The organism is Marinibaculum pumilum (assembly GCF_042646425.1).
In the GTDB taxonomy this organism is placed as follows: domain Bacteria; phylum Pseudomonadota; class Alphaproteobacteria; order Ferrovibrionales; family Ferrovibrionaceae; genus Marinibaculum; species Marinibaculum pumilum.
On the sequence record NZ_JBHRTR010000007.1, the window covers coordinates 24,131 to 48,315 of the forward strand.

The following is a 24,185-nucleotide window of genomic DNA, read 5'->3' on the forward strand; positions in this document are numbered from 1 at the left end:
CCTTGCCGGTCATGCCGGCAGGCCAAGGCAGGCCCGTGCCTCGGCAGTGGTGGCCGCGCGGCGCCCCGCGAGCGGCAGCCCGCGGGCCAGTTGCGTCACCAGGGCGGCGTTGTCCGCCGCGGCGCTGCCGTCCGCAAGGTGCAGGTTGTTCTCGAAGCCCAGCCGGACATGGCCGCCAAGTGTTGCGGCCGCCAGGGCACAGGCCGCTTCCCTTGCGCCGAAGGCACAGACCATCCAGCTCGCCCCGTCCGGCAGATCCGCTGCCAGGAACGGCAGCAGGGCGTCGGGCCGGCTCTGCCCGTCCTGGCTGTAACGGCCGAGAACGAACAGGAGGGCCGGCCGCGGATCGTCGATCACGCCGCGCCGCCGCAGCTGGAGATAGCGCTGCAGGTCGGCGGCGTCATAGAGAATGACCTGGAACCGGATGCCGCCGGCGCGGCACGCCGCAAACATCTCCGCCAGGGCCGCTTCGGACAGGCCGGCTGCCGCGCCGGATGCGTCGCGGCGCAGGGCGGCATCGACCTCCCGCAGGCCGAGGGAGACGAACAGCGGCGCCCCGGCGAAGGCATCGGGAAGGGCATGCAGCAACGCCTGCTGGTCCGCCGACTGGTAGCGCCCCGCCGCCTCTGTCGTCAGCTGGACGACGAAGTCCGCACCTGCCCGTTCGGCTATGGCGCCTGCAGCGTCGCGATAGGCACCTGCGTCCAGCAGATGGCGCCCCTCAGGGTCGCGGACATGCAGGTGCAGCATCGATGCACCTGCCGCCCGGCAGGCCGCCGCCGTCTCCGCCAGCTCAGGCAGCGCGAGCGGCAGGGCCGGATGGTCCGCCTTGCCGCGGCGGGCGCCGTTCGGCGCGACGGCAAGGACGATCGGCGCATGGTCCTGCTGCATCTGCGAGCCTCCTTCACTCCGGTCCGGCCGGTGGCCCAGATCAACTTGCGCCCGGATGGAAGCATCCGAGCGGCAACAAGTTGATCGATTTCAGAAAAGTTAGAGCATCTTGTCTGCGTTCAAACGGACGCAGGATGCTCTAGTCTGTCCCCGGCCGCATGGTGCGGCGAGGGGGAGATAGCATGAAACGCAAGGAACTGACGCCCGACTGGCCCTGGGCGAAGAAGGCACCCTATGCCCTGGGCACCCAGTGCGGCGAGTGGGTCTATGTCGCCGGCCAGGTGGCCTTCGGACCGGATGGCGAGATCGTCGGCGGCGACGACATGGAGGCGCAGTCCGATCAGGTCTTCGCCAATATCCGCGGTGTCCTGGAGCTGGCCGGTGCCAGCATGGACGATGTCATGAAGGTGACCGTCTTCATGGTCGACCCGTCGCAGTATGACGGCTATGGCCGGGCGCGGTCCCGGGCCTTCGGCCAGACCCGCCCGGCCAGCACCCTGATCCCGGTGGAGAAGCTGATCCGTCCGGGTCTTCTGGTCGAGGTGGAGGCCTATGCCATCGTCGGCGCCGGGCGCGACTGACGGCCGAGGGGACCCACGGGCGGGGGGACTGACGGGCGGGCGGCGCTTCGACCGCGACTGAAACGTTCGGTTGCTGCCACGGCGCCGGTGGCGGCTAGAAGGATCGCGCACCCCACCTGCTGGAGACCGCGCGATGTACAGTCTGCCGGCGCCGGACGGCCCCGACCCCTTTCCCGCCTACGATCGGCTGCGCCGGCAGGGGCCGCAGCGCGACACCGACGGCGGCGCCTGGCTGCTGACGCGCTTTGCCGATGTCCGGCAGGCGCTGCAGGCGCCGCAGCTGCGGATCCGTCCGGCGGCGGTGCCGGGTGCGCCATGGCTCGGCGACGGGCCCGCGGCGGCCCTGTTCCGCAACCATGTGCGGATGAGCGACGGCGATGCCCACCGGGTCCGCCGCAGCCGGATGGCGGCGGCGCTGGAGCGGCTGTCGCCGGCGGAGGAGCTGGCGGCGGCTGCGGCGGTGGAAACCGACCTGCGGCTGGACCGGTTGGCGGGGGCGGCAGGACTGGAGGCGATGTCGGCGCTGGCCTTCCCGGTACCCCTGTCGGTGGTCGCGCACTGGCTCGGGCTGGCGGCGGGAGACGCGGAGCGGGCCGCAACGCTGGCCGGGCGGTTCGCGCCGGCCCTGCTGCCCTGGAGCGCCGCCGCCCAGCTGGCGGACGCGCAGCACGCCGCCGCCGACCTGACGGACCTGCTGTCGGAGCAGGTTCGACGGGGCTCCCTGCCCTTCTTTCAGGCGCTGACCGAGGCCGGCGGGCCGCTCCGGCCGCTCGACACCGCGGAGGCGGTCGCCGCGGCCGCCGGGCTGCTGGCGCAGGCCTGCGACGCAACGGCGGGCCTGCTGGGCAAGACCCTGGCGCTGCTGCTGCGCGACCCGGCACTGGCCGCCCGGGTCCGGTCCGCCGGCACGGTGGATCCGGACCTGCTGGACGAGGTGCTGCGCTTCGACCCGCCCAATCACAGCACCCGCCGGGTCGCTGCGGCGCCGGTGACGATCGGTGGCGCGGCGATCCGGCCCGGCGACGATGTCGTGCTGATCCTGGCAGCCGCCGGCCGGGACGCACGCGTCCATGTCGATCCCGGCAGGTTCGAGCCGGACCGCTTCGCAGTCGCGCGTCGGCTGGATGCGGCGGCCCCGCGGCACCTGGTGTTCGGCGCGGGGCCGCATGCCTGTCCGGGCGAGGCGGTGGCGCGGGCGATCGTCGCCGGCGCGGCAGCGGCGGTCCTGCGGCATCGGCGGGGCCTGTCCCTGCGCGATCGCGACATGGACTGGCGGCCGTCCGGCAATGCGCGGATCCCCGCCTGCCTCTGGCTGGCGTGAAAGGCCGGTTGTCTTGCATCGGCGAAGTGGACAGGATGTGCGCCTGTTCCGGATATTGCAGTGCGGGAGGCGTCCATGGCCCTGGACCTGGTGTTGCAAGGGGCGTTGCCCGCCGACGGCGGTGCGCCGCAGCCGGTCGATATCGGCATAGCAGGTGGACGGATCGCCGAGATCCGGCCGGGCCTGGTGGCGGAGGGGATCAGCGCCGACACCCAGCTGATCGACCTGGCGGCGGACGGTGGTGGATGCCTCGTCGCGCCGGGCTTCGTGGAGACCCATATCCATCTGGACAAGTCCTGCATCCTGGACCGCTGTGCCTCCCGCCGCGGCGACCTGGAGGAGGCGATCGGCGAGGTGGCGAAGGCGAAGGCCGGCTTCACCGCCGAGGACGTTCATGCCCGCGCCAGCCGCACACTGGAGAAGTGCCTGCTGCAGGGCACCACGCATATGCGCACCCACCTGGAGGTCGATCCGGGCATCGGCCTGCGCGGGCTGGAGGGCGTCCTGCCGCTGGTGAAGGCATTCGCCTGGGCGCTGGACCTGGAGATCTGCGTCTTTCCGCAGGAGGGCCTGCTGAACAACCCGGGCACCGATGAGCTGATGGTGGAAGCGCTGAAAAACGGCTGCCGGGTGGTGGGCGCCGCGCCCTATACCGACAGCGATCCGAAGGGGCAGATCGACCGGGTGTTCGAGATGGCGCGGGAGTTCGATGCCGATATCGACATGCACCTGGATTTCGGCGCCACCTGCGACGAGGTCGACATCACCTATGTCTGCGACCTGGCAGAGAAGTTCGGCTATGGCGGCCGGGTAGCGGTCGGCCATGTCACCAAGATGTCGGTGATGCCACCGGAGATGTTCGCCGGCATTGCCCGCCGCCTGTCGGATGCCGGCGTGGCGGTGACGGTGCTGCCGTCCACCGACCTGTTCCTGATGGGGCGCGGGCAGGACCACAGCCGGATGCGCGGCGTCACGGCGGCGCACCTCCTGCTGCACGAAGGCGTGAACTGTTCGCTTTCAACCAACAACGTGCTGAACCCCTTCACCCCGTTCGGCGACTGCTCCCTGGTGCGGATGGCCAATCTGTACGCCAATACCTGCCATGTTGGCGCGCGCGGCGATGTGGAGGAATGCTTCCGCATGGTCACGGCCCGGTCCGCGCGGCTGCTGCGCCGCGACGATTACGGCCTGGAGGTGGGGATGCCGGCGGACCTGGTGGTCCTGGACGCGGCCGACATGGCCGGGGCGGTCGCGGAGCTGGCGCCGGTGCTCTATTCCTTCAAGGCGGGCCGCATGGTTCTTGAGCGGCCGCGGCCGCAGCTGCACCGGCCCGCATGATGGCGGCGATGCCGGCAGGCCGGGCCGTGGCGGACGGGCGCGACGCGTTCTGCCGCTATGAGGCGGTGGCGGTGCCCGAGGCGGCCGAGGGGCCGCTCTCCGGCCTGACCTTCTGCGTGAAGGACCTGTTCGACGTGGCCGGCTATCCCACCGGCTGCGGTCATCCGCTGAAGCTGGCGCAGAGCCCGATCGCCAAAACCCACGCGCCGCCGGTCGCCGCGCTGCTGGCGGCCGGTGCCCGCTTCACCGGCAAGACCCACCTGGACGAGCTTGCCTACAGCCTGAACGGACAGAACGCGCATTACGGCACGCCGGTAAACCCGACGGCACCGGGGCGGATCCCGGGCGGGTCGTCCAGCGGCTCCTCGGTGGCGGTGGCGGCGGGCCTGGCGGATATCGGCCTGGGCAGCGATACCGGCGGTTCCGTACGCATCCCGGCCGCCTATTGCGGCCTGTTCGGCCTGCGGCCGACGCATGGGCGGATCGCCCTGGACCGGGCGATGCCGTTCGCGCCGTCCTACGACACCGTGGGCTGGTGCAGCCGCGAGCCCGCCGCCCTGTGGGCCGTGGGCCGGGTGCTGCTGCCGCCCGGCGGGACCGCGGTCCCGGCGTCGCGGCTGCTGCTGGCGGAGGATTGTTTCGCGCTGGCGCGGCCGGAGGCGGAGGCCGTGCTGCGTGCCGCCCTGCCGGCGGTGGAGGCGGTGCTCGGCCCGGCGGAGCCGGTGCGGGTCGCCGGCGAGGCAGGGATCGGCCCCTGGCTGGAGGCGTTCCGAGTGCTGCAGGCCGCCGAGATCTGGGACGTCCATGGGGCGTGGGTGGAGCGCTACCGCCCCGTCTTTGGCCCCGGCGTGCGGGAGCGGTTTGCGATGGCCGCCGGCATCGGTGGGGCAGAGCGGGAGGCACAGGCCCCCCGGCGGGCGGAGGCCAGGGCGGCGATGCACGCCCTGCTGCCGCCGGGGACCGTGCTGCTGCTGCCGACCGCGCCGGACATCCCGCCTGCGCTGGACATGCCGGAGGCGGAGCTGGACAGCTTCCGCTACCGGGCCCTGAGCCTGCTCTGCCTGGCCGGCCATGCCGGCCTGCCGCAGCTCACGATGCCGGAAGTGGCGGGGCGCCGCCTGTTGCTGGACGGGGCGCCGCTGGGACTGTCGATGCTGGCCGGTCCCGGCGGCGACGAGATGCTGCTCGACCTGGCGGCACGGCTTTCCGCCGATTGAGTTCCGGTGATTGAATTCCGGCGGGGGCAGGCCGGCGGTCAGGCCTTCGCCGCAACCGCCTCCACCTCGACCAGGAATTCCGGCAGCGCCAGTTCCTTGACCACCACGACCGTCGAGGCCGGATAGGGCGGCTTCAGCAGCGCGTCGCGGGCGACGCGATAGGGCTCGATATGGGCGCGGTCCGTTACATAGGCGTTCACCCGCACCAGGTCCTGCACACCCATATCCGCCTCCGCCAGGATGGTCAGGACGTTGGTCCAGGTCAGCGTGCATTGGTCGGCGATGTCGGTGGCGATGCGGCCGTCGGCGTCGACCCCGACCTGGCCGGTGACGAACAGCCAGCGGGCGCCTGGCGGCACTTCGATGCCGTGGCTGAACATGCCGTCGGGGCCGGACACGGCCCGCGGGTTGCGTACCTGGTTCGCCATCCTGTCCCTCCCCTGCAGACGATCAGCTTTCGAGGCCCAGCCGGCGATGCCAGTCGGCGATCGATTCCTCCGGATAGCCATCGAACAGTTTGTCGTCCGCACCCGGATCCACCGGCACCCAGCGGGCCTTCGAGCCCAACATCAGGTGGGTATGTTCGGGGGCGACCGGCAGTTCCGTGTCGATCGCCGAGGCGAACGGGTGGACGAGCTCCGGCCAGCGCGGATCCCAGACCCAGAGGCCGCTGCCGCAGATGCCGCAGAAGCGCCGCTCGGCCGGGCTTGGTTCGCTGTCGGCCGGGTCGATCTTCGCCCGGTAGACGCTGACATGGTCCTGCCCGTCCACCTGCAGGCTGTCGGCATCGCCCGACAGGTTGATCGCAAAGCCGCCGCCGCCCTGCGTCTTCCGGCAGATCGAGCAGTAGCAGAGGTTGAACGGATAGGGATGGCGCGATGTCAGGCGGAAACTGACCGCGCGGCAGTGACAGGATCCTTCCAGCTGCATGATCGTCCCCCTTTTCGGCCGCCTTGTTGGGGGACGATAGCAGGTCGCCCAGTTGGAGGTCAGCCCGCGGCGATCCGGCCCAGCCGGGAGCCCAAAGCCTGTGCCTGCAGCAGCAGCCGCGGATCGCCCAGGATGGCGAGGCGTTCCGGCGGTTCGAGCCAGCCGTCCAGTTCCGCCAGGTCCGCGGCCTCGCGCAGCTTCACCTCCGCCGTGGCGGTGACCGGATCGGGTCGGCCGCGGGTGCGCGGCTCCGGCGACAGGGCCGCCAGGTGCAGGGCCAGCAGGTCGGGATCCGACAGCACGGCCATCAGGCCGTTGGCAGCACCGCCTTCGGCCCCGGCCGGCGCGAAGTCGCGGCGCAGGGCGCGGGCGCGGTTCAGCACCTGCGGCGGCGCCGTCTCCTCCGGGATGCGGAGCAGACGCAGGCGGTCGGCCAGCCGGCCGAGGCGGCCGGAGCCGCTGGCGGCGGAGATCGGTACGGCCAGGATCAGCCCGGCCAGGGCCGGTGCCATCCAGGCCGCCAGGGCGGGTACGATGGACAGGGCGATGGCGGTCAGGGCCAGACCGGCCAGGACATGCCCGCGATGGGTGGCGAGCAATTGCCGCAGCGGCCAGGCGCCATCGTCGCGGCGCTGCGGTCCCCAGCCGGAATCCTGGCCGGCCAGGATCTGGATCACGAAGCGGGTCTGCACCAGCATCATGATCGGCGCCATCAGCGACGACAGCAGGATCTCCAGCACGGCGCTGCCGAGCAGGGCAGCTGCCCCGCCGCAGCCGCGCCGGGTGGGACCGTGCAGCATCGCCCGTGCGATGCCGATCAGCTTCGGCAGCAGCAGGACCGCCATCGCGAACAGGAACAGGCGGATCATGCCTTCCGCATCGAACTGCGGCCAGGTGGGGAACAGGGAATGGTCGCCGGCGAAATAGTCGGGCCGGATGAAACGCGCCTGTACAGCCAGGGCAAGGCCGGTCAGCAGCAGGGTCAGCCAGATCGGCGACATCAGGTAGGACAGGATGCCGTTGGCGAAATGCACCCGGTTGGGCCAGTGCAGGCCGCGCGCCGCGATCACGCCGGCATGCTGCAGGTTGCCCTGCGACCAGCGCCGGTCGCGGATCGCGATGTCGAGCAGCGATGGCGGCGCACCTTCGTAGGAGCCGGCGATGGCGGGCAGCATGGTGACCGACCAGCCGGCCCGCCGGATCAGCGCCGCCTCGACGAAGTCATGGCTCATGATCGCGCCGCCGAACGGCTTGCGCCCCGGCAGCACCGGCAGACCCGCGGCCTGGGCGAAGGCGGCGGTGCGGATGATCGCGTTGTGGCCCCAGTAATTGCCGTCATGGCCCTGCCAGGCGGCGATGCCGTCGGACACGACGGGACCGTAGATCCGGGTGGCGAACTGCTGCAGCCGGCCGAGCAGGGTGGTGCCGCCGATCAGGCGCGGCGAGGTCTGCACGATGCCGGCGCGGGGATCGGCGATCATCGCCGCCCGCAGCGCCGCGATCGCGTCGCCGGTCATCAGGCTGTCGGCATCGAGCACCAGCATATGGGCATAGCGGCCGCCCCAGCGCTTCACGAACTCCTCGACATTGCCGGCCTTGCGGGCGGTGTTGCGGGTGCGGCGGCGGTACCAGACGGGGATCCAGGGGCAGCGCCGGCGAAGCGCCATGAAGGCCTGTTCCTCCGCGATCCAGAGGTCGGGGTCGCGGGTATCGCTGAGCACGAAGATCTCGTAGGGGGTGCCGGTGTCGCGATCCGCCTGCCGCATCTCCGGCAGCGCCGCCAGCTCTTCCGCCATCGCCGCCAGGCCGGCGAAGACGGTGGCGGGATCCTCGTTGTAGACCGGCATCACGAGCGCGGTCCGCTCCGCGCCGGGATGTCGCGGATCGCCTTGGCGCGATGCCGGCAGGTTGGGCTCCGGCCTCACCGGGGTATGGCCCAGGCCGGCGATCGCTGTGGTGGCGGCGAGCGCGATCCAGCCGAAGGTCACCGCGAACAGGGCCACAAGCGCCCATTGCAGGGGCGTCACGTCGCCGACATCGACGACACGCACCATCTCTGCCACGCCGAACATGGTCAGCAGGATGCCGCCGCCGAACGCGACGAGCCGCGCCATGCGGGTGGGACCGGGGACCGGCGCGCGGGGGAACTCCGCCTGGGACTCCGACCAGCGGCCGAGCTGCTGCGGCGGCATTGCCATCGACGCTTCCGGCGGCACGGCGACCGGACCCAGGGGCCCGAGATGCAGCTGCACGGGCAGGAGCTGCGGGGGAAGCAGCGGCGCGTCGCCCGCCTCGCCGGGGGCTATTCTGTCCATCGGTACAACCATGTCTCGCCCGCCTTCCGGTCGTCCTGCGCCAGTTCCAGCCGCAGTTCGGCTTCGGTCGCACCCTGCGGGTCGAGTTCGAAGCTGATGCGCAGGACCCCCGGCTCCGGGATCCGGTAGTGGGTCATGTTCAGGATCTGGCCGGCCGAGCTCTCGGCCCGTGCCGTGATGCCGGCGGGGATCTCGCCGTCGAACCGGTAGTCGACGACGAACAGCGGCAGGTCGCCGTCGTTGTAAGGCCGGCCGAGTCCGATCCGGGTCGCCTTGACCCGCGGGCCGGCGGCCTGGGCCGGCGGCAGCGCGTCCCAGTGGATGCGGTAGGTCAGGTTGTACTGCTCGCCTTCGCGCAGGCCGTCCTGCGGCTTCCAGAAGGCGACGATATTGTCGTTGGTCTCCTTCGCGGTGGGGATCTCGTAGAGCATCACCGCGCCGCGGCCCCAGTCGCCTACAGGCTCCACCCAGGCGCTGGGGCGGAGTTCGTAGCGGGCCTCGGCATCCTGGAAGTCGGTGAAGTCGCGCTTGCGCTGCACCAGACCGAAGCCGCGCGGCCCGGTTTCCTGGAAGGCGGAAATGCGCAGCCGCTCCGGATTGTCCAGCGGCCGCCAGACGAAGCTGCCATTGCCGGACCAGATCGACAGGCCCTCGGTATCGTGCACCGCGGCGCGATAGTCGACGAAGTCGCTGCGGTTGATGCCGTCGTATAGGAACATGGCGGAGAACGGTGCCAGTCCGACATGTTCGACATTGCGCCGCGGGAACAGCACCAGCTCCACGTCGGTGACCGTGGCATCGCCCGGCCGCAGGGTGAAACGGTAGACGCCGGTGGCCGACGGGCTGTCCAGCAGGGCATGGACCACCACAGCCACGGCGTTCTCGGGCGGGCGCTCGATCCAGAAGCTGCGGAACATGGGGAATTCCTCGCCCTCGGGCCGGGCGGTGTCGATGGCGAGGCCGCGGGCCGAGAGGCCGTAATGTTCGCCGGCGCCGACCGCGCGGAAATAGCTGGCGCCCTGGAACACCGCCACCTCGTCCTGCACGCCCGGCTCGTTGACCGGAAAACGCAGCCGGAAGCCGGACAGCGGTATCGGCCCGTCGGGCACCTTGCCGGCGACCGTGGGGCCGAGATCGTAGTTGGCGGGATCGTAGCCCAGCCGCACGGCCTTGCCGTTGTCGACAAGCCAGACATCGACGGGCTGGGCGAAGACGAAGCCGGCCGGCATGAGGTCGATGCTGAAGGTGCGGTCGCCGTTCAGCCAGACTGTCGCCTCGGGGCGGTAGCGGATGTCGCGGTACTGATCGTAGCTCAGGGACAGCAGGGCGTCGGGCACCTCACCGCTGCGATCCTGGTAGGGCCGGCGGGCCAGCGCCTCTGCCGTCTCGATCAGGCGGGCGCGGCTGAACGGCGTCTCTCTTACCGATGCCGGCTGGCCGGGGGCCAGCGGCTGGGCGGCCTCCCGCGGCGATTCGCTGCGGGCGGGTTCCGCCCGGGTCTCGCTGCGGCTCTCCCCTTGGGCAGCCGGCCCCGACGTCGTGGTCGCAGCCAGCGCCAGGCTCGCGAAGATGATCGCGGCGGCGATGCCGGCCCGGCGCCCGAACGCACTTTTCCTGCTCGCGTGAGACGCACCTGTCTCGATCACGTCACCACTCCCGACGCCAATAGGCACTGCCTGCTTTGAACCTGGGCCCGGAGCGGTTCTGCGCAGACGGAACGCGCGCTTCATCCTGCTGGAACTGCGGTCGGTCATAGACCGTCCCTTCGGCCCGGCGTTTGCCGACCCAGAGGGCTAACGATCGACCGGTCCAAGGGTTCCCGCTCCGCTGCGATTCAATATAGGAGCCGGAGGGTTTCCGACAGCGGCATCAATGGCGCCGGGGGTCGCCCTGTGCGAATCCGCCGCGGCTGTGACCGGCCGGACGCAGTTCCCGATACAGATCCGGGAGGGGCGACCGACCCGGGCCCGAGGTCATTCCGGCAGGTCGTACCAGGCGACCTGCTGGCTGACGGCCAGCAGTTGCCCGTCGGCCGACCAGAAGTCGGCATGCTGGTCGCTGAACCCGCGGCCGGCGGTCTTGCCGCTGGCATCGACCAGGATGAAGTCGTCGTCGACCGCCGCCAGGTCGTTTGCGGTGGCATGGAAGTAGCTGGTCATCGAGATGGTGGAGAAGGGGGTCGGACCGCCGATCCGGTAGTACGGCCGCGGGAAGCAGGTATCGACCAGCGCGGCCAGCGACACGAAGTCCAGCGGCCGGCGATCGGCGTCGCGGATCCAGGTCAGGCTGCGCGTGCTGTCGGCGCGGCCGAACAGCCGGCCTTCCACCACCCGCATGTCGTAGCTCGCCGGCCAGGCGATGCGGTCGTTGGGGAAGTCCAGGCGATCGACCCGGTCGGCCGCCGGGACCTCTGGCATCGCCTGTTCGGCATAGCCGCCGGTGGGACGGCGGGTGCCGAAGACGGCGGTCGAGCGGACCGCGGCGGTCGGCGCGCCCGCCGCCCGCAGGCTGGCGGTCCAGAACTGGGTGCTGCGGCCGGCGCGGTCGCAGGCGGTGGCGACCAGCAGCGGGTCATCCTTCAGCCCCGTCATGTAGTCGACGGTCTGGGAGACCGGCTGCATCTCCGGCGCCAGCGCCCGGGCATCCTCCAGCATGGCCTTCATCAGGACCGCGGCGGTCCAGCCGCCGAACGGCCCGATATTGTTCCAGTAGGCGCGGTCCGGCTGCATCCGCCGCAGCCCATCGGCGTCCCTGTCTGCCACCAGGCCCCGGTCCAGTACGAACGTCATCGAAATCAGCACCCCCTCGCCTGCATCGCGCTGCCGGCGGGTATAGCATGGCCCGCATCGCGAATGGCCGGGCTGCGGCCCGACAGGGAAGGGAGCGGAAGATGCCGACGCAGGCGGAGAAGGCAGTGGCGTTCCAGGCCCTGCATGCGGGGCCGGGGGCCTTCATCATCCCCAATCCCTGGGACATCGGGACAACCCGCATGCTCGCGGGCCTGGGCTTCCGGGCCCTGGCGACGACCAGCGCGGGCTTCGCCTTTTCGCGCGGGCTGGCGGATGGCGCCGTCGGCCGCAGCGCGATGCTCGACCATGCGGCGGAGATCGTCGCGGCGACCGACCTGCCGGTCAGCGCCGATCTGGAGAACGGCTACGGGGATTCGCCGGAGGCGGTGGCCGATTGCATCGGCATGGCCGCTGCGGCGGGGCTGGTCGGCTGCTCGATCGAGGATGCGACGGGGCGGCCCGACATGCCGCTCTATCCGCCGGACCTGGCCGCGGAGCGCATCCGCGCTGCGGCGGAGGCGGCGCGGCGCCTGCCCTTCCCCTTCACCCTGACCGCGCGGGCGGAGAACTTTCTGGTCGGCCGCCCCGACCTGGACGATGCGATCGCGCGGCTGCAGGCCTACCAGGCGGCGGGTGCCGACGTGCTCTATGCCCCCGGCCTGCGCGGCCGGGAGCAGCTCGCCGCCGTGGTGGCGGCGGTGGATCGGCCGGTCAACGCCCTTATCGGCCTGCCGGGGATCACCCTGTCCGAGCTGGAAGGCCTGGGCGTGCGACGGATCAGCACCGGCAGCGCGGTGGCGCGCGCGGCCTACGGCGCCTTCCTCCGCGCGGCGCGGGAGATGGCAGACCAGGGCAGCTTCGGCTTCACGGAAGCCGCCGTGCCGTTCGCCGAGATCACCGACCTCTTGCGCCGCTGAGGGGACCTAGCCGTCTGCGGTGATGCGGGCGACCAGGGTCTTCTCGACATCGTCGGCGCGGTCGTTTGCCACCTGGCAGGTGCCGGCAGCGGCATGGCCGCCGCCGCCGAATTCCAGCATCAGGGCGCCGATATTGGTGCGCGAGCTGCGGTCCAGGATGCTCTTGCCGACCGCGAACACGGTGTTCTGCTTTTCCCGTCCCCACATGCGGTGCATGGAGATGTTGCAGCGGGGAAACAGGGCATAGACCATGAAGCGGTTGACGGCCCAGATCGTTTCCTCGTTCTGCAGCCGCAGCAGCACGAGGTTGTCGTGCACCTTCGCGCAGCGCTGGATCTGCTCGCGCGCCATGCCCTCATGTTCGCGGTAGAGCTCCACCCGCTCCTTCACGTCCGGCAGCTCCAGCACCTCGTCGATGGTGTGGATCTGGCAATCGTCGATCAGCCGCATCATCAGCTGGTAGTTGGAGATCCGGAAATCCCGGAAGCGGCCCAGGCCGGTGCGCGCATCCATCAGGAAATTCAGCAGGGTCCAGCCCTTGGGCTCCAGGATGTCGTCCAGGCTGTATTGGGCGGAATCGGCCTGGTCGACGGCCTTCATCATCGCCTCGGAGACATTCGGGAAACCGGTCTTGCCGCCGAAATGCTCGTAGACGATGCGCGCCGCCGACGGCGCGTCGGGATCGATGATGTGGTTGGCCGGACGCCCTTCCACCCGCATCGTCTCCGACAGGTGGTGGTCGAAGGCGAGATGGGCTTCCGGCACGTAGGGCAGGTTGGTGGTGATGTCGCTGCCGGTGATCGTGATCTTGCCGTCCTGCATGTCCTTCGGATGCACGAAGGAGATGTCGTCGACCATGCCGAGCTGCTTCAGGAGGATGGCACAGACCAGCCCGTCGAAGTCGGAACGCGTCACCAGTCGATAGGTCTTGTCGGCCATGTCACCCCCTTGCCCGTTTGTCGCCCTGCCGCCTGCGAAGACGGCGACCCCGCTACCGAAAAGAAGATCGCCGTACGATTGGCGCTAGGCAAGCAGGCGCCGGTTAAGTCCAGGTAAAAAAACGCCGCCTTTGCCTGCCTTCAGGCGCCGGCTTTGCCGCCCGCGAAGCTGCGATAGGCATAGGGGCGGTCGCCGCCGGACGCGGCGCGCTCCGCCCGCTGCCGCAGCCAGCCATGATGCGGTGACAACGCGCAGGCGGGGTCGGTCGCCTCCGCGCGGCCGGCGATCGCCATGGCCTGGCAGCGGCAGCCGCCGAAATCGACCTCCTTGGCCGGGCAGGAGCGGCAGGGCTCCTCCATCCAGTCGGTGCCCCGGAAACGGCGGAAGGCAGGATCCGACTGCCAGATCTCCGCCAGGCCGTTGGCGGTGACATGGGGGAATTGCAGGCCGGGGATGCTCTCCGCCGCATGGCATGGCAGGACCCTGCCGGAGGGGGTGACCATCATCCCGTGCCGGCCCCAGCCGCCCAGGCACGGCTTCGGCCGGCGCGCGTAATAGTCTGGCACCACCGCATCGATGGTCAGCCGGCCCTTCAGGCGGACCCGGGCTTCCTCCACCACGGCCATCGCGCGCTCCACCTGGTCGATCGCCGGCATCAGCGCGTCGATGTTGCGCAGCGCCCAGCCGTAATACTGCACATGGGCGATCTCGATCCGGGCGGCATCCAGCCGTTCGGCCAGGGCGATCAGCTCTGCCACCCGGTCGATGTTGCGGCGATGGACCACTGCATTGAGGGTCAGCGGCAGGCCCGCCTCCCGCACCAGGGCAGCCGCACGCAGCTTCGCCTCGAAGGCGCCCGGCAGGCCGGCAATCAGGTCCGCGCTGCCGGCATCGGTGTCCTGCAGCGAGATCTGGACATGGTCCAGGCCGGCCCCGGCGAGGGCGGCCAGGCGGTCGCGGTCGAGCAGGGTGCCGGCGGTGATCAGGTTGCCGTAGAGGCCCAGCCCGGCGGCCCGGGCGACAAGCGCTTCCAGGTCGTCGCGCACCAGCGGTTCGCCGCCGGAGAAATGGATGTGATGGATGCCCAGGCCGGCGGCCTGGTCCAGCACCCGCAGCCAGTCCGCAGTCGTCAGTTCCGCCGCCCGGCGCACCAGGGTTTCCGGGTTGGAGCAGTAGGGGCAGCGCAGCGGGCAGCGGTGGCTCAGCTCCATCAGCAGCGACCAGGGCGGCGGGATCTGCCGCTCCGCGGCGGTGCTGTCCGCCCGGCCCGTCGCCGTCTCTGCAGCCGGCACGCTCACGGTTCCAGCAGCCGCTTGTCCGCGAGGTCCTGCAGGAAGCTCTCCACATCGGCCGCGATATCCGATGCCGGCGCGTCATATTCGGCGGCGAGCTCCCCGGTGATTTCCGCCACGCTGCGACTGCCGTCGGCGCGCCGCAGGATCTCGGCGCCGATCTCGTCCAGCATCAGCGCCCGTTCCGGGCCGAGCAGCACCCAGCTGTCCCGCGCCTCGTCGAAACGCAGCTTGATGTGCCGCGGCAGCTTCGGCCGGCTGTCGGGGGCCAGAGTCATTGCGCGTGTGTCATCGCGGCGGCGCGACCGGCGCGGGGTCGGGCGGCGCCAGGTCGTCGGGCCGGAAGGCGCCCGGCGGTGGCAGGCGCGGGGCGACATAGGCGAAGTAGAGCGCATCCAGCTGGGTCCAGAGGATCGCGCACTTGGTCTCCAGGGCGTCGATCACCGCAGCCTGCTGTTCCGAGGTCCGGGCATGGCGCTTTACATGGTCCAGCGCGAATTCCGCATCCCGCGGCGCCTGGTCCAGGCGTGCGTCGAAATAGGCGAGGGTCTCCGCCGTGACAAAGTCGTAGCCGGCGAGCATGCCGCGGACCCGGGTGGAGATGATGCCGGGGGAAAAGAGCTCCGTCAGGGAGGAGGCGATCGCCTCCAGCAGCGGCCGCTCGCGCACCAGCTGGACATAGGCGTCCACCGCGAAGCGGGTCGCCGGCAGGATGCCCCGGCAGGAGGTGACATAGGCGGCATCCAGGCCGACGCCGGTTGCCAGGGCGAGCCATTTCTCGATGCCGCCGCGGCGATCGTCGCTGCCGTCATGATCGATGATCCGCTGCCGCCAGACGCGACGCAGGGCCGGATCCTCCATACGACTGAGGATGGTGGCGTCCTTTATCGGGATGCCGCGCTGATAATAGTAGCGGTTCAGCGCCCAGGCCTGCACCTGGCCGCGGTTGAGCGTGCCGGCATGCAGAAGCTCGTGGAAAGGATGCAGATGGTGGTAGCGGGTCTCGCCCACCTGGCGCAGCCGGGCCTCGAGCGCGTCCGGCGTCATCGTCCCGCTCACAGTTGCAGCTCCGTGCCGTCCTCGGCGACCTGCCATCCGGCCGCCTCGACCGCCTGCCGTTCCGGGCTGTCGGCGAGCAGGACCGGATTGGTGGTGTTGATATGCACGAACAGCCTGTGCGCCACCGGCAGGTCGGCGAGCTTCGCCAGGGTGCCGTCCGCGCCGGAGATCGACATATGGCCCATCCGGCGGCCCGTCTTCTGGCCGACCCCCAGGGCGACCATCTCGTCGTCGGTCCACAGGGTGCCGTCGAACAGCAGCGCATCGCCCTGCGCCAGCCGCCGCTTCAGGTGGTCGGGCATTGCCGCACAGCCGGGCACGTAGTGCAGCAGGCCGCCGGTCTGCGGGTCCCGCACGGCGACGCCGACGGTGGCCTCGCTTTCGCCGCCGATCTCGACCTCGGCCCCTTCCAAATAGAGCGGCACCTTTCCCGGCACCGGGAACAGGGTCACCTCCAGCCCGGCGATCGTGGCGGTTTCCTGCAGCGGCAGCACCCTGCGGTCCACCACGCCGTCGGCCAGCACGTTGAAGATCGGATTGTCGCGCAGGATGCCGTGGATCGCCGCGCTGGCCCAGAGGCCGAACGCGGTCCGCTCCCGCAGGGTGAGCAGGCCGCCGATATGGTCGATATCGCCGTTGGTCAGCACGATGTCGGCGATCGGGCTCTGTCGCAGCCCCGGCCCGGGATGCAGGCCGGGGGTCGCGATGATCTGCTGGCGGATGTCGGGGGAGCAGTTGAACAGCACCCAGCGCCGGGTCCCGTCGGGGCCGGGCCGCCCGGGCGGATCGGCGGTGACCGCGATCGAGGATTGCGTGCGCCGGGGTGCGGCGGGGTCGCCGGCCCAGGCGCGGCGGGCAACAGGCGCGCCGTCGTTCCATTGCGGGAAGCCGCCGCCGGCCGCCGCGCCCAGTACGATTACATGCATTTGCTCGGCCTGCCGGAAGGGCCTGGGCGGAGGCCGCTGGTCAAAGCCCCGCGCAACCGTCGCGCGGGGTGCCGGATGGCGCGACCGAAGGCACAACCGGGCTGGATGGTGCGGGCGAACGGAAAACCGTTGCACCCGGCCTGTCCGCCGCGTCCCGTGCCCGACAGCGGAAGAAACGGCGCGGCGGCACCGGCCCTTGGCCGGCTCCCCGCCGCTGCCGGATCGGTCGTCCCGTCGGTCAGATCTCCGCCGGGAAGTAGCCGTTGATCTCCATGCCGCAGGTGATCTCGCGGATCCGCGGGCGCTTCCAGACCTTCATGACATCCTCCTCGGTTGCTGACGGCGGGATCTGGCCCCGCCGCACAGTTCATTGGGCATTCCCACCGCATTTGGGTCAATGCCAGGGCCGGGCAAGAGCCGACGCAAAAACTATCCGACGGCTGAACACCGATTGCAAGACTTTACCACCGCGCGACCGTGGTGCCAGAATGCGCGGATAAATAGTCGCGCCATCAAGGCGTGAATATAAAAGGGAGGAGATGTCGATGAGATGGACTCTTGCGGCTGCCGCCATGCTGGTGGCCGCCGTTCCGCTGGTGACCCAACCCGGTCCGGCGGTGGCGCAGAGCGCCGACGAGCTCAAGAACGACAGCGCGACCCCGGGCGACATTCTCACCTACGGGATGGGCTATGACCTGAAGCGCTTCAGCCCGCTGGACCAGATCAACGCCGGCAATGTCGCCGACCTGGTGCCGGTCTGGACCTACAGCCTGGCCGGCAATCGCGGGCAGGAGACGCAGCCGATCGTCCGCGACGGGGTGATGTACGTCACCACCAACGATTCCTCCTCCGCGATCGACGTGAAGACCGGCAAGCAGCTCTGGAAGGTCGCCCACCAGTATCCGGAACAGACCAACCGGGTCGCCTGCTGCGGCATCGTCAATCGCGGCTTCGCGATCAAGGACGGCGTGCTGTACCGCACCCTGCTGGATGCCAACCTGCTGGCCCTGGATGCCAAGACCGGCGAGGAGAAGTGGCGCTCGCAGGCGATCGACTTCCGCGACGGCTATTCCATGACGGTGACCCCGCTGGTGGTCGGCGACGTGGTGATCACCGGCATCTCCGGCGGCGAATACGGCATCCGCGGCTTCATCGACGGCTGGGACACCAAGACCGGCAAGCATCTGTGGCGCCGCTACACGATCCCGGGCGAGGGGGAAAAGGGCAACGAGACCTGGTCCGGCGATTCCTGGAAGCATGGCGGCGCGCCGGCCTGGATGACCGGCTCCTACGACCCGGAACTGGACCTGGTGTACTGGGGCGTCGGCAATGGCGGACCGTGGAACCCGTTCGTCCGCAAGGGCGACAATCTCTATGTCGGGTCGATGCTGGCGCTGAAGCCGCAGACCGGCGAGATCGCCTGGCACTACCAGTTCTCCCCCAACGACCCGTTCGACTATGACGGGGTGAACGACCTGGTGCTGGCCGACCTGGAGATCGGCGGCACGCCCCGCAAGGTGGTGATGCAGGCCAACCGCAACGGCTTCTTCTACGTCCTCGACCGGGCGACCGGCGAACTGCTGAGTGCCAAGCCCTTCGTGGACAAGCTGACCTGGGCGGACGGCGTGGACATGAAGACCGGCCGGCCGATCCATTCCGCGGCGGTGAAGAAGATGTACGAGGAGGGCGAGGGCCACGAGGTCAATGTCTGGCCGTCGGCCCTGGGCGGCAAGAACTGGGCGCCGATGTCCTACAGCCCGAAGACGGGGCTGGCCTATATCAATACCCTGAACATCGGCTGGAACTACAAGGCGGTGGAGCCGGACTATCGGGCCGGCGTGTTCTACTTCGGCGCCGAGTTCGGCTGGGACTGGCCGCAGGGTGACGAGCCCCGCGGCATCCTGCGGGCCTTCAACCCGGCCACGGGCGAGAAGAAGTGGGACTTCCCCAGCGCCATCCCGATGAACGGCGGCGTGCTGTCGACGGCCGGCAATGTCGTCTTCTCCGGCGCCCAGACCGGCGAGCTCTATGCGCTGGACGCGGAGACCGGCAAGCAGCTCTGGAAGTTCCAGACCGGCTCCGGGATCATCGCCCCGCCGGTGACCTACGAGGTCGACGGCGTGCAGTACGTCACCGTGGCCAGCGGCCTGGGCGGCGTCTACGCGCTGTTCTCCGGCGACGAGCGGCTGGCGGCGGTGCCACCCGGCGGCGCGATCTACACCTTCGCGCTGTTCGACAAGATGCGGGCCACGAACTGAGGCCGGTATCCGTCACCGGCGCATGAGATGTGCGGCGGCATCGGCCCGGGGTTCCGCTTCCGTTGGCCGGTGCCGCCGCTACGCGCCGGCCTTTCCCGCCCGCCAGCTCCGTATGGTGCGAGTAAGCGTCATGAATGTGTCCATCCGCCGGCTGATCGTCGCGGCCGGCCTGTGCCTGTCCCTTGCCGCGCCCCTCGCCGTTGCGCCATCCGGCCTCGCTGCCGACGAGACCGTCAGCGAAGCCGACCGGAAGGCGGGCCAGAAGGCCTACAAGCGCTTCTGTTCCCACTGCCACGGCCTGGACCTGAAGAATCCCGGCACCGCGTCCTTCGACCTGCGGAAATGGCCCTCCGGCCAGCATGACCAGTTCGTGGACACGGTCAGCAACGGCAAGGGCGACATGCCGGCCTGGGGCGACATCCTGCGGCCCGAGGAGATCGAGGTGATCTACGCCTATATCATCAGCCATCCGGACCGGAAGAAGTGAGGCGGGCGGCCGCATTCGTCGCTGCGGCCGTCGCGCTGCTTCCGGCAGGGCTGCCCGCGCGCGATGCCGTCGCCCAGATCGAGATCGCTGGCGGCGTGACGCCGCTCCGGGTCTGCATGGAGGCAAACAGCCCGCCCTTCTCCGTCGACCGCCGGGCGGAGGGCGAGGGCTTCGACCTCGCGATCACCCGGGCGGTGGCGGAGGCGCTGTCGCGGCCCCTGACGATCGTCTGGTTCCGGTCGGAGGAGGATGAGGAAAGCAGTCTCAAGGGCGATGTCCAGGCGCTTCTGGGCGGCGATCTCTGCGACCTGGTCGGTGGCTATCTGCTCGACCATGGCACCCTGAAGGCACCCACCGACAGCATGCGCCCGCTGCCGGAGATCGTCGCCATCGCCGACGGCCCCGGCGGCACCAAGCGGGCGGTGCTGGAGGTGCCGGAGATCGTCCGCCTGACCGACGGTCCGAGGAAGCCGCTGGTGCCGCCGGCGGCGATCGATCACAGCCGGGCCTATCGCTTCGCACCCCTGGCGGTGATGACCGGCCCCGCGCTGGGGGTCTACGAGATCTCTTCCCTGGACGCGCTGGACGGCAAGCGGATCGGGGTCGAGGAAGGCACCCTGGCGGACACCATCCTGATGCTCTACCGGCAGCGCAAGCTGGTGGACTCGATCATCCACTATGTCCCGCATGGCGGGCTGATCGCCGACCTGGCCGCCGGCAACCTGGACTTCGCGATGATGGAGCTTCACCGCTTCGACACCTACCGGCGCCGGCAGAAGAAGGCGGAGATCCATCCGACCGGCTACCTGCATCCGGTCGGCTTCAATTTCGGCTTTGTCGCGCGGGCGGAGGATCGGGACCTGCTGGACGCGGTGGACCAGGCGCTCGATCGGATCCTGGCCGGCGAGGCGCCGGCGCGCTTCGCGGCGGAGGCGGAGATGACCTACGTGCCGCCGCGGGCGCCGGACATCCAGCCAGCGATCTCGCTGGGCTACCTGCTGCGCGGCGACTGAACGGCCCTCTATGCCGCCGGCCCGCGGCGGGCCGCCAGGCCGCGATGCGGGTCATAGGCCCAGACCGCCGCCGCCATCGCCGCCACCGCCGTGCCGGCCACGACCGCCAGCGAGGTCCAGGCCACCTGCTGGTAGAGCGCGAAGCGGATCAGCTCCACCGCATGGGTGAAGGGATTGACCTCAGCCGCCAGGTACAGCACCTCGCTGGTCTCGCGGATCCGCCACAGCGGATAGAGCGCGCTGGAGGCGAAGAAGGCGGGGAAGATGACGAAGTTCATCACCCCGGCGAAATTCTCCAGCTGCCGCACGAAGGACGAGAGCAGCAGCCCGATCGCGCTGAGCATCACGCCCGACAGCAGGATCGCCGGCAGGGCCGCCAGATAGCCCCAGCCCGGCGGCCGCACGTCCCAGATCCAGGCGATCGCCAGGAATATGTAGGCCTGAACCGCGGCGACGCAGATCTGCGCCACGACCTTCGCCGCCAGCAGGAACCAGCGCGGCAGCGGGCTGGTCAGCAGCACCCGCATCGAGCCCATCTCCCGGTCGTAGACCATGGAGAGCGAGCCCTGCATGCCGGCGAACAGCAGGATCATGCCCACCAGGCCCGGCGCGATATAGACCTGATAGAGGATGTAGGTCTGGTAGGGGTCCTGCACCGACACGCCGAGGATCGAGCGGAAGCCGGCAGCGAAGATGAACAGCCAGACCAGCGGCCGCACCAGGGCGGCGATCAGGCGGCCGCGCTGCTGCAGGAAGCGCCCGGCCTCCCGCGCCAGGATGCCGCCGAAGCAGGTCGCCCAGGCGGCCGGGCCGAGGGAAGGGGGAAAGGCGGTCATGCCGCCTTGGCCGTCGGCGCGGTCAGGCGGCGATAGGCGGTGGCGACATCGTCGGTTCCCGCGGCTGCCAGCACCTCCGCCACCGTGCCGGCGGCGCGCAGGCGGCCCTCCGCGAGTACCAGGAGGTGGTCTGTGACCGGATCGATCTCGTCGATCAGGTGAGTGGCCCAGAGTACGGCTGTGGGGACGGCCGTGCCCTGCGCGGAACAGAGGCCGCGAACCTCCGCCAGCAGGGCGGCGCGGCTGTCGATGTCGAGCCCGGTGCTGGCCTCGTCCAGCAGGAGCAGCGCCGGATCGTGCAGCAGGGCACGCAGGATCTCCACCCGGCGCTGCTGGCCGCCGGACAGGGTGCGGACCTTGTCGCCGGCCCGGTCGGCCAGGCCGCCGCGGTCCAGCCAGGTCGCGATCCGCTCCCCCGCCGTCCGGCGGCCGATGCCCTGCAGCGCGGCGCCGTAGCGGAGCACCTGCGCCACGGTGAGGTCGGGCTCGATGCTGCGCGCCTGGAACACCAGGCCCAGGCGGCGCAGTACCTGGCTGCGCTGGCGGCGGATGTCGAAGCCGGAAACGGCGATGCGTCCCTCGCGCAGCGGCAGCAGCCCGCTGACCAGGGAGAAGAGGGTCGTCTTGCCGGCGCCGTTCGGGCCCAGCAGCACGGTGAAGCTGCCGGGGGCGATGCTGCATGTCAGGCCGTCCAGTGCCCGCCGGCGGCCGAAGCTGTGGCCGGCGCCGTCGATCTCGAGGGCGGCCGGCGGGGCGCGGTCGCTCATTCCGGGCTGACCACAACGCCCCAGGGATAGCGCCCGACGGGCACTGACTTCAGCACCGTATCCGTCTCCGTATCGATGACGGAGATGTCGTTGCTGGCGCCGTTGGTGGTGTAGAGCCGGGTCTCGTCGGGGGAGAAGGCGAGCTGCCAGACACGCTTGCCGACCAGAAGATAGTCCTCCACCTCGTAGGTCTGCGCATTGACCACCGCGACATGGTTGGACGGCCCCAGGGCGATATAGGCCTTCTTCCCGTCGGAGGTGAGGCGCACCCCCACCGGCTGGATCATCGACGCGCGCATGCCCGGCAGGTCGAAATAAATCGTGGCCAGGACCTCCCGGGTCGCCACGTCGATCACCGCGGTGGAGCCGCCGATCTCCGACGTCACCCAGACCTCGGCGCCGTCGGCGCTGAACTCGGCGAAGCGGGGGCGGCTGTCGACCAGCACATTGTCGACGATGCTGTTGCTCTCCGTGTCGATGAAATGCGCCATGTTCGTGGTCTCGGAGGTGTTCACCAGGATCCTGCCGTCGGGCGAGATGCCCATGCCCTCCGGCTCCACGCCGACCTCGATGATGGCGTCGACCTGCCGCTTCGGGATGTTCACGACGGTGACCAGGTTGTCGTCCTCGTTGGCGATGTAGAGGGTGTCGCCGTCGGGATGCAGGACGAACAGTTCCGGATCCGGCCCGGACGGCAGGGTGCCGGTCACCTTCAGGGTCTCCAGGTCCAGGATCTCCACGATGTCGTCGTCGCCGGCGCAGATATAGAGGTGCCGGTTGTCCTTGCTCAGCGCGATGCCGCGCGGCCGCTGCCCGACCGGCACGGTGGCGCGCACCTGCAGGCTGTCGCCGTCCAGGATCGAGATGGAATTGTCCTTCTCGTTGGAGACATAGACCGTCGTTGCCTCCGCCGCAGGGGCAAGCAGCAGAAGAAGGCCGGCGAACGCGGCGGCGACGGAGATCCGCATCGGCTCAACCGCTCGTCGTGCGGCAGTCAGACTCGCGGCGGTCCAGGCCCAGGGTGTCCAGCTCTTCCGTTTCATGCAGAAATCCCTCCTGCGGCGATGTCGAGACCATGGATGCGGGTGCCGCCAGCAGGATCGGCTGCCGCAGCTGGCCGTTCCAGTCGCGGAAGGTCAGGGCGCGCCCCTTGAAGCCCTGCAGGCGGAAGTCCGGCCCGCGCATGAAGGCCGACAGGACCGCCGGGTCGGCGCTGCGGGTCCGCAGCGCCGCCTCGCCGAAGGCACGCACCGCCAGCCAGGCCTGGTAGTCCAGCGGCCGCATGCGGCGGCCATGCGCCTCCTCGAAGCGATTCTGCAGCTGGGTGGCGCCCCACTGCTCGGCCGTCGTGTGCCAGGAGGTCGGCACCAGCGCCTGGGTGCCGGCGACCAGCCGGGGGTCCCAGGTGCGATAGATCAGGTAGTCGCCGAACAGCCCGACCTCGTCGGCGACGACCAGCACGTCATAGTCGACCCCCTGGGTGAAGACCGGCACCTCGGCCTGGGCGCTGCGGCGGGCGTCGGGGCCATAGTCCCATTGCCGCTCCGCCACGATCTCCGCGCCGAAGCGTTCCGCGGCGCGGCGGATGGCGGCGGCGAACAGCGCATCCTCCGGCCGGGCGCCCTGCACCAGGAGCCAGTCGGACCAGCGCTTCCGCACCAGGAACTGCGCCAGCGCGTCCGCCAGCATGGCCCGGCTGGGCGCCACATGCAGCAGGCCGGCCCGGCAGTCGCCGCTGCGCAGCCGGTCATCCGGGGCGGCGGCGTTGAGCAACAGGGCATCCGCGGCCTCCGGCAGGTCGGCGACGCGCAGCAGGGCGTCCGCGGGCAGCTGCAGGACGAACAGGTCGATGCCGGCCTGCCGCATCCGGCGAAAGGCAGTGACCGGGTCGGCGTCCTGCGCCAGGAGCTCCGCCTGCAGGGCGAAGGTCTGGCCGGTGAAGCGGCCGGTGGTGTTGTTGTCGTCGATCGCCAGCCGGGCGCCGGGCAGGCCCTCGTCTTCCGGCGGCACGTCGAGGTTGGCCAGCCCCGGCGGCCGGGCCTGATGCTGGACCAGCAGGCCGACCGGGATCGCCGGCGCGTCGGCCCGGGCAGTGGCGGCCGGCAGCAACAGCGCCAGGAGGAGAGCGAGGAGCGCGGCCGCGCCCAGGGCGGCAGATGGGGGTGCGGCAGATGGGGGTGCGGCAGCGGGGGCTGCGACAGCGGCGGGCACAAGGCAGGGGGAGCGGTTCACGTGAGGCGGGCAATCCGGTGGCGGTGGATGCGCCGGCCGACAGGGCCGGATCAAAAGCGGCGGCCCGGCCGGGACTG

24 protein-coding genes are annotated in these 24,185 nt (G+C 70.4%); 8 read left to right on the forward strand and 16 right to left on the reverse strand.

Annotation, left to right across the window (positions count from 1 at the left end; genetic code table 11):
• Positions 1–9: 9 nt before the first annotated feature.
• Positions 10–891 (reverse strand): BKACE family enzyme, encoded by an 882-nt coding sequence (locus ACFOGJ_RS02510; protein WP_379897858.1) that lies wholly within the window; start codon positions 889–891, stop codon positions 10–12.
• A 182-nt stretch (positions 892–1,073) separates the two neighbouring features.
• Between ACFOGJ_RS02510 and ACFOGJ_RS02515 the strand changes: the two genes are divergently transcribed.
• The 4 genes from ACFOGJ_RS02515 to ACFOGJ_RS02530 all read left to right on the forward strand — a co-directional run bounded on the left by ACFOGJ_RS02515 (position 1,074) and on the right by ACFOGJ_RS02530 (position 5,348).
• Positions 1,074–1,472 (forward strand): RidA family protein, encoded by a 399-nt coding sequence (locus ACFOGJ_RS02515; RefSeq protein ID WP_379897860.1) that lies wholly within the window; start codon positions 1,074–1,076, stop codon positions 1,470–1,472.
• A gap of 133 nt (positions 1,473–1,605) precedes the next feature.
• Positions 1,606–2,793 carry a cytochrome P450 gene (locus tag ACFOGJ_RS02520; RefSeq protein WP_379897861.1) on the forward strand — a complete coding sequence of 396 codons (1,188 nt, stop codon included), beginning with the start codon at positions 1,606–1,608 and terminating at the stop codon, positions 2,791–2,793.
• A gap of 75 nt (positions 2,794–2,868) precedes the next feature.
• On the forward strand, positions 2,869–4,131 hold the full coding sequence (locus ACFOGJ_RS02525; RefSeq protein ID WP_379897863.1) for an amidohydrolase family protein: 1,263 nt from the start codon (positions 2,869–2,871) through the stop codon (positions 4,129–4,131).
• An 8-nt stretch (positions 4,132–4,139) separates the two neighbouring features.
• Entirely contained in the window at positions 4,140–5,348 is a 1,209-nt protein-coding gene (locus ACFOGJ_RS02530; protein ID WP_379897865.1) for an amidase, read from the forward strand.
• A gap of 38 nt (positions 5,349–5,386) precedes the next feature.
• On the opposite strand, the gene ACFOGJ_RS02535 is transcribed toward ACFOGJ_RS02530, so the two are convergent.
• From ACFOGJ_RS02535 to ACFOGJ_RS02555, 5 genes are all read right to left on the reverse strand, one after another.
• Positions 5,387–5,776, reverse strand: coding sequence for a RidA family protein (locus ACFOGJ_RS02535; protein WP_379897867.1), 390 nt, complete (start codon positions 5,774–5,776; stop codon positions 5,387–5,389).
• Positions 5,777–5,798: 22 nt separating this feature from the next.
• Positions 5,799–6,278, reverse strand: a complete 480-nt coding sequence (locus ACFOGJ_RS02540) for a GFA family protein (RefSeq protein WP_379897869.1) — start codon at positions 6,276–6,278, stop codon at positions 5,799–5,801.
• Positions 6,279–6,337: 59 nt separating this feature from the next.
• Positions 6,338–8,593: a glucans biosynthesis glucosyltransferase MdoH gene (gene mdoH, locus ACFOGJ_RS02545; RefSeq protein WP_379897870.1), complete on the reverse strand. Its 2,256-nt coding sequence runs from the start codon at positions 8,591–8,593 to the stop codon at positions 6,338–6,340.
• On the reverse strand, positions 8,581–10,239 hold the full coding sequence (locus tag ACFOGJ_RS02550; RefSeq protein WP_379897871.1) for a glucan biosynthesis protein: 1,659 nt from the start codon (positions 10,237–10,239) through the stop codon (positions 8,581–8,583). The genes mdoH and ACFOGJ_RS02550 overlap by 13 nt, the downstream gene beginning before the upstream one ends.
• A gap of 327 nt (positions 10,240–10,566) precedes the next feature.
• The gene (locus ACFOGJ_RS02555) at positions 10,567–11,382 is read right to left on the reverse strand and encodes an acyl-CoA thioesterase (RefSeq protein ID WP_379897873.1); all 816 of its coding nucleotides are present in this window, start codon (positions 11,380–11,382) and stop codon (positions 10,567–10,569) included.
• Between the two features lie 101 nt (positions 11,383–11,483).
• Here ACFOGJ_RS02555 and ACFOGJ_RS02560 point away from each other — a divergent pair, with 101 nt between their 5' ends.
• Positions 11,484–12,299, forward strand: a complete 816-nt coding sequence (locus tag ACFOGJ_RS02560; RefSeq protein WP_379897875.1) for an isocitrate lyase/PEP mutase family protein — start codon at positions 11,484–11,486, stop codon at positions 12,297–12,299.
• Between the two features lie 6 nt (positions 12,300–12,305).
• On the opposite strand, the gene ACFOGJ_RS02565 is transcribed toward ACFOGJ_RS02560, so the two are convergent.
• The 6 genes from ACFOGJ_RS02565 to pqqA all read right to left on the reverse strand — a co-directional run bounded on the left by ACFOGJ_RS02565 (position 12,306) and on the right by pqqA (position 16,879).
• Entirely contained in the window at positions 12,306–13,238 is a 933-nt protein-coding gene (locus ACFOGJ_RS02565; RefSeq protein ID WP_379897876.1) for an exopolyphosphatase, read from the reverse strand.
• Positions 13,239–13,378: 140 nt separating this feature from the next.
• On the reverse strand, positions 13,379–14,530 hold the full coding sequence (pqqE, locus tag ACFOGJ_RS02570) for a pyrroloquinoline quinone biosynthesis protein PqqE (RefSeq protein ID WP_379897878.1): 1,152 nt from the start codon (positions 14,528–14,530) through the stop codon (positions 13,379–13,381).
• 2 nt (positions 14,531–14,532) lie between these two features.
• The gene (gene pqqD, locus ACFOGJ_RS02575) at positions 14,533–14,808 is read right to left on the reverse strand and encodes a pyrroloquinoline quinone biosynthesis peptide chaperone PqqD (protein ID WP_379897880.1); all 276 of its coding nucleotides are present in this window, start codon (positions 14,806–14,808) and stop codon (positions 14,533–14,535) included.
• A 10-nt stretch (positions 14,809–14,818) separates the two neighbouring features.
• Positions 14,819–15,589, reverse strand: coding sequence for a pyrroloquinoline-quinone synthase PqqC (gene pqqC / locus ACFOGJ_RS02580; RefSeq protein ID WP_449288566.1), 771 nt, complete (start codon positions 15,587–15,589; stop codon positions 14,819–14,821).
• Positions 15,586–16,515: a pyrroloquinoline quinone biosynthesis protein PqqB gene (gene pqqB, locus ACFOGJ_RS02585; RefSeq protein WP_379897882.1), complete on the reverse strand. Its 930-nt coding sequence runs from the start codon at positions 16,513–16,515 to the stop codon at positions 15,586–15,588. Before pqqB ends, pqqC begins: the two co-directional genes overlap by 4 nt.
• 238 nt (positions 16,516–16,753) lie before the next feature.
• Positions 16,754–16,879 (reverse strand): pyrroloquinoline quinone precursor peptide PqqA, encoded by a 126-nt coding sequence (pqqA, locus tag ACFOGJ_RS02590; protein ID WP_379897884.1) that lies wholly within the window; start codon positions 16,877–16,879, stop codon positions 16,754–16,756.
• Positions 16,880–17,060: 181 nt separating this feature from the next.
• Here pqqA and ACFOGJ_RS02595 point away from each other — a divergent pair, with 181 nt between their 5' ends.
• The 3 genes from ACFOGJ_RS02595 to ACFOGJ_RS02605 all read left to right on the forward strand — a co-directional run bounded on the left by ACFOGJ_RS02595 (position 17,061) and on the right by ACFOGJ_RS02605 (position 20,273).
• On the forward strand, positions 17,061–18,773 hold the full coding sequence (locus ACFOGJ_RS02595) for a PQQ-dependent dehydrogenase, methanol/ethanol family (protein WP_379897885.1): 1,713 nt from the start codon (positions 17,061–17,063) through the stop codon (positions 18,771–18,773).
• Positions 18,774–18,903: 130 nt separating this feature from the next.
• Positions 18,904–19,260: a c-type cytochrome gene (locus ACFOGJ_RS02600; RefSeq protein WP_379897886.1), complete on the forward strand. Its 357-nt coding sequence runs from the start codon at positions 18,904–18,906 to the stop codon at positions 19,258–19,260.
• The gene (locus ACFOGJ_RS02605) at positions 19,257–20,273 is read left to right on the forward strand and encodes a substrate-binding periplasmic protein (protein ID WP_379897887.1); all 1,017 of its coding nucleotides are present in this window, start codon (positions 19,257–19,259) and stop codon (positions 20,271–20,273) included. The genes ACFOGJ_RS02600 and ACFOGJ_RS02605 overlap by 4 nt, the downstream gene beginning before the upstream one ends.
• An 8-nt stretch (positions 20,274–20,281) precedes the next feature.
• Here the strand turns inward: ACFOGJ_RS02605 and ACFOGJ_RS02610 are convergent, their stop codons facing one another.
• Genes ACFOGJ_RS02610 through ACFOGJ_RS02625 form a run of 4 tightly spaced genes read right to left on the reverse strand, consistent with a single transcriptional unit; the run spans position 20,282 to position 24,108 of the window.
• Positions 20,282–21,109 carry an ABC transporter permease gene (locus ACFOGJ_RS02610; protein WP_379897889.1) on the reverse strand — a complete coding sequence of 276 codons (828 nt, stop codon included), beginning with the start codon at positions 21,107–21,109 and terminating at the stop codon, positions 20,282–20,284.
• Positions 21,106–21,876 carry an ATP-binding cassette domain-containing protein gene (locus ACFOGJ_RS02615; RefSeq protein ID WP_379897891.1) on the reverse strand — a complete coding sequence of 257 codons (771 nt, stop codon included), beginning with the start codon at positions 21,874–21,876 and terminating at the stop codon, positions 21,106–21,108. The genes ACFOGJ_RS02610 and ACFOGJ_RS02615 overlap by 4 nt, the downstream gene beginning before the upstream one ends.
• Entirely contained in the window at positions 21,873–22,844 is a 972-nt protein-coding gene (locus ACFOGJ_RS02620; RefSeq protein WP_379897893.1) for a PQQ-dependent catabolism-associated beta-propeller protein, read from the reverse strand. The genes ACFOGJ_RS02615 and ACFOGJ_RS02620 overlap by 4 nt, the downstream gene beginning before the upstream one ends.
• Positions 22,845–22,848: 4 nt before the next feature.
• On the reverse strand, positions 22,849–24,108 hold the full coding sequence (locus ACFOGJ_RS02625) for an ABC transporter substrate-binding protein (RefSeq protein WP_379897896.1): 1,260 nt from the start codon (positions 24,106–24,108) through the stop codon (positions 22,849–22,851).
• Positions 24,109–24,185: the final 77 nt, after the last annotated feature.

Excerpts from the sequence above, each read along its gene's own strand:
- ACFOGJ_RS02510 (WP_379897858.1), bottom strand. The coding sequence starts at position 891 with ATGCAGCAGGACCATGCGCCGATCGTCCTTGCCGTCGCGCCGAACGGC.
- ACFOGJ_RS02515 (WP_379897860.1), top strand. The coding sequence starts at position 1,074 with ATGAAACGCAAGGAACTGACGCCCGACTGGCCCTGGGCGAAGAAGGCA.
- ACFOGJ_RS02520 (WP_379897861.1), top strand. The coding sequence starts at position 1,606 with ATGTACAGTCTGCCGGCGCCGGACGGCCCCGACCCCTTTCCCGCCTAC.
- ACFOGJ_RS02525 (WP_379897863.1), top strand. The coding sequence starts at position 2,869 with ATGGCCCTGGACCTGGTGTTGCAAGGGGCGTTGCCCGCCGACGGCGGT.
- ACFOGJ_RS02530 (WP_379897865.1), top strand. The coding sequence starts at position 4,140 with ATGCCGGCAGGCCGGGCCGTGGCGGACGGGCGCGACGCGTTCTGCCGC.
- ACFOGJ_RS02535 (WP_379897867.1), bottom strand. The coding sequence starts at position 5,776 with ATGGCGAACCAGGTACGCAACCCGCGGGCCGTGTCCGGCCCCGACGGC.
- ACFOGJ_RS02540 (WP_379897869.1), bottom strand. The coding sequence starts at position 6,278 with ATGCAGCTGGAAGGATCCTGTCACTGCCGCGCGGTCAGTTTCCGCCTG.
- mdoH (WP_379897870.1), bottom strand. The coding sequence starts at position 8,593 with ATGGACAGAATAGCCCCCGGCGAGGCGGGCGACGCGCCGCTGCTTCCC.
- ACFOGJ_RS02555 (WP_379897873.1), bottom strand. The coding sequence starts at position 11,382 with ATGACGTTCGTACTGGACCGGGGCCTGGTGGCAGACAGGGACGCCGAT.
- ACFOGJ_RS02560 (WP_379897875.1), top strand. The coding sequence starts at position 11,484 with ATGCCGACGCAGGCGGAGAAGGCAGTGGCGTTCCAGGCCCTGCATGCG.
- ACFOGJ_RS02565 (WP_379897876.1), bottom strand. The coding sequence starts at position 13,238 with ATGGCCGACAAGACCTATCGACTGGTGACGCGTTCCGACTTCGACGGG.
- pqqD (WP_379897880.1), bottom strand. The coding sequence starts at position 14,808 with ATGACTCTGGCCCCCGACAGCCGGCCGAAGCTGCCGCGGCACATCAAG.
- pqqB (WP_379897882.1), bottom strand. The coding sequence starts at position 16,515 with ATGCATGTAATCGTACTGGGCGCGGCGGCCGGCGGCGGCTTCCCGCAA.
- ACFOGJ_RS02595 (WP_379897885.1), top strand. The coding sequence starts at position 17,061 with ATGAGATGGACTCTTGCGGCTGCCGCCATGCTGGTGGCCGCCGTTCCG.
- ACFOGJ_RS02600 (WP_379897886.1), top strand. The coding sequence starts at position 18,904 with ATGAATGTGTCCATCCGCCGGCTGATCGTCGCGGCCGGCCTGTGCCTG.
- ACFOGJ_RS02610 (WP_379897889.1), bottom strand. The coding sequence starts at position 21,109 with ATGACCGCCTTTCCCCCTTCCCTCGGCCCGGCCGCCTGGGCGACCTGC.
- ACFOGJ_RS02615 (WP_379897891.1), bottom strand. The coding sequence starts at position 21,876 with ATGAGCGACCGCGCCCCGCCGGCCGCCCTCGAGATCGACGGCGCCGGC.
- ACFOGJ_RS02620 (WP_379897893.1), bottom strand. The coding sequence starts at position 22,844 with ATGCGGATCTCCGTCGCCGCCGCGTTCGCCGGCCTTCTTCTGCTGCTT.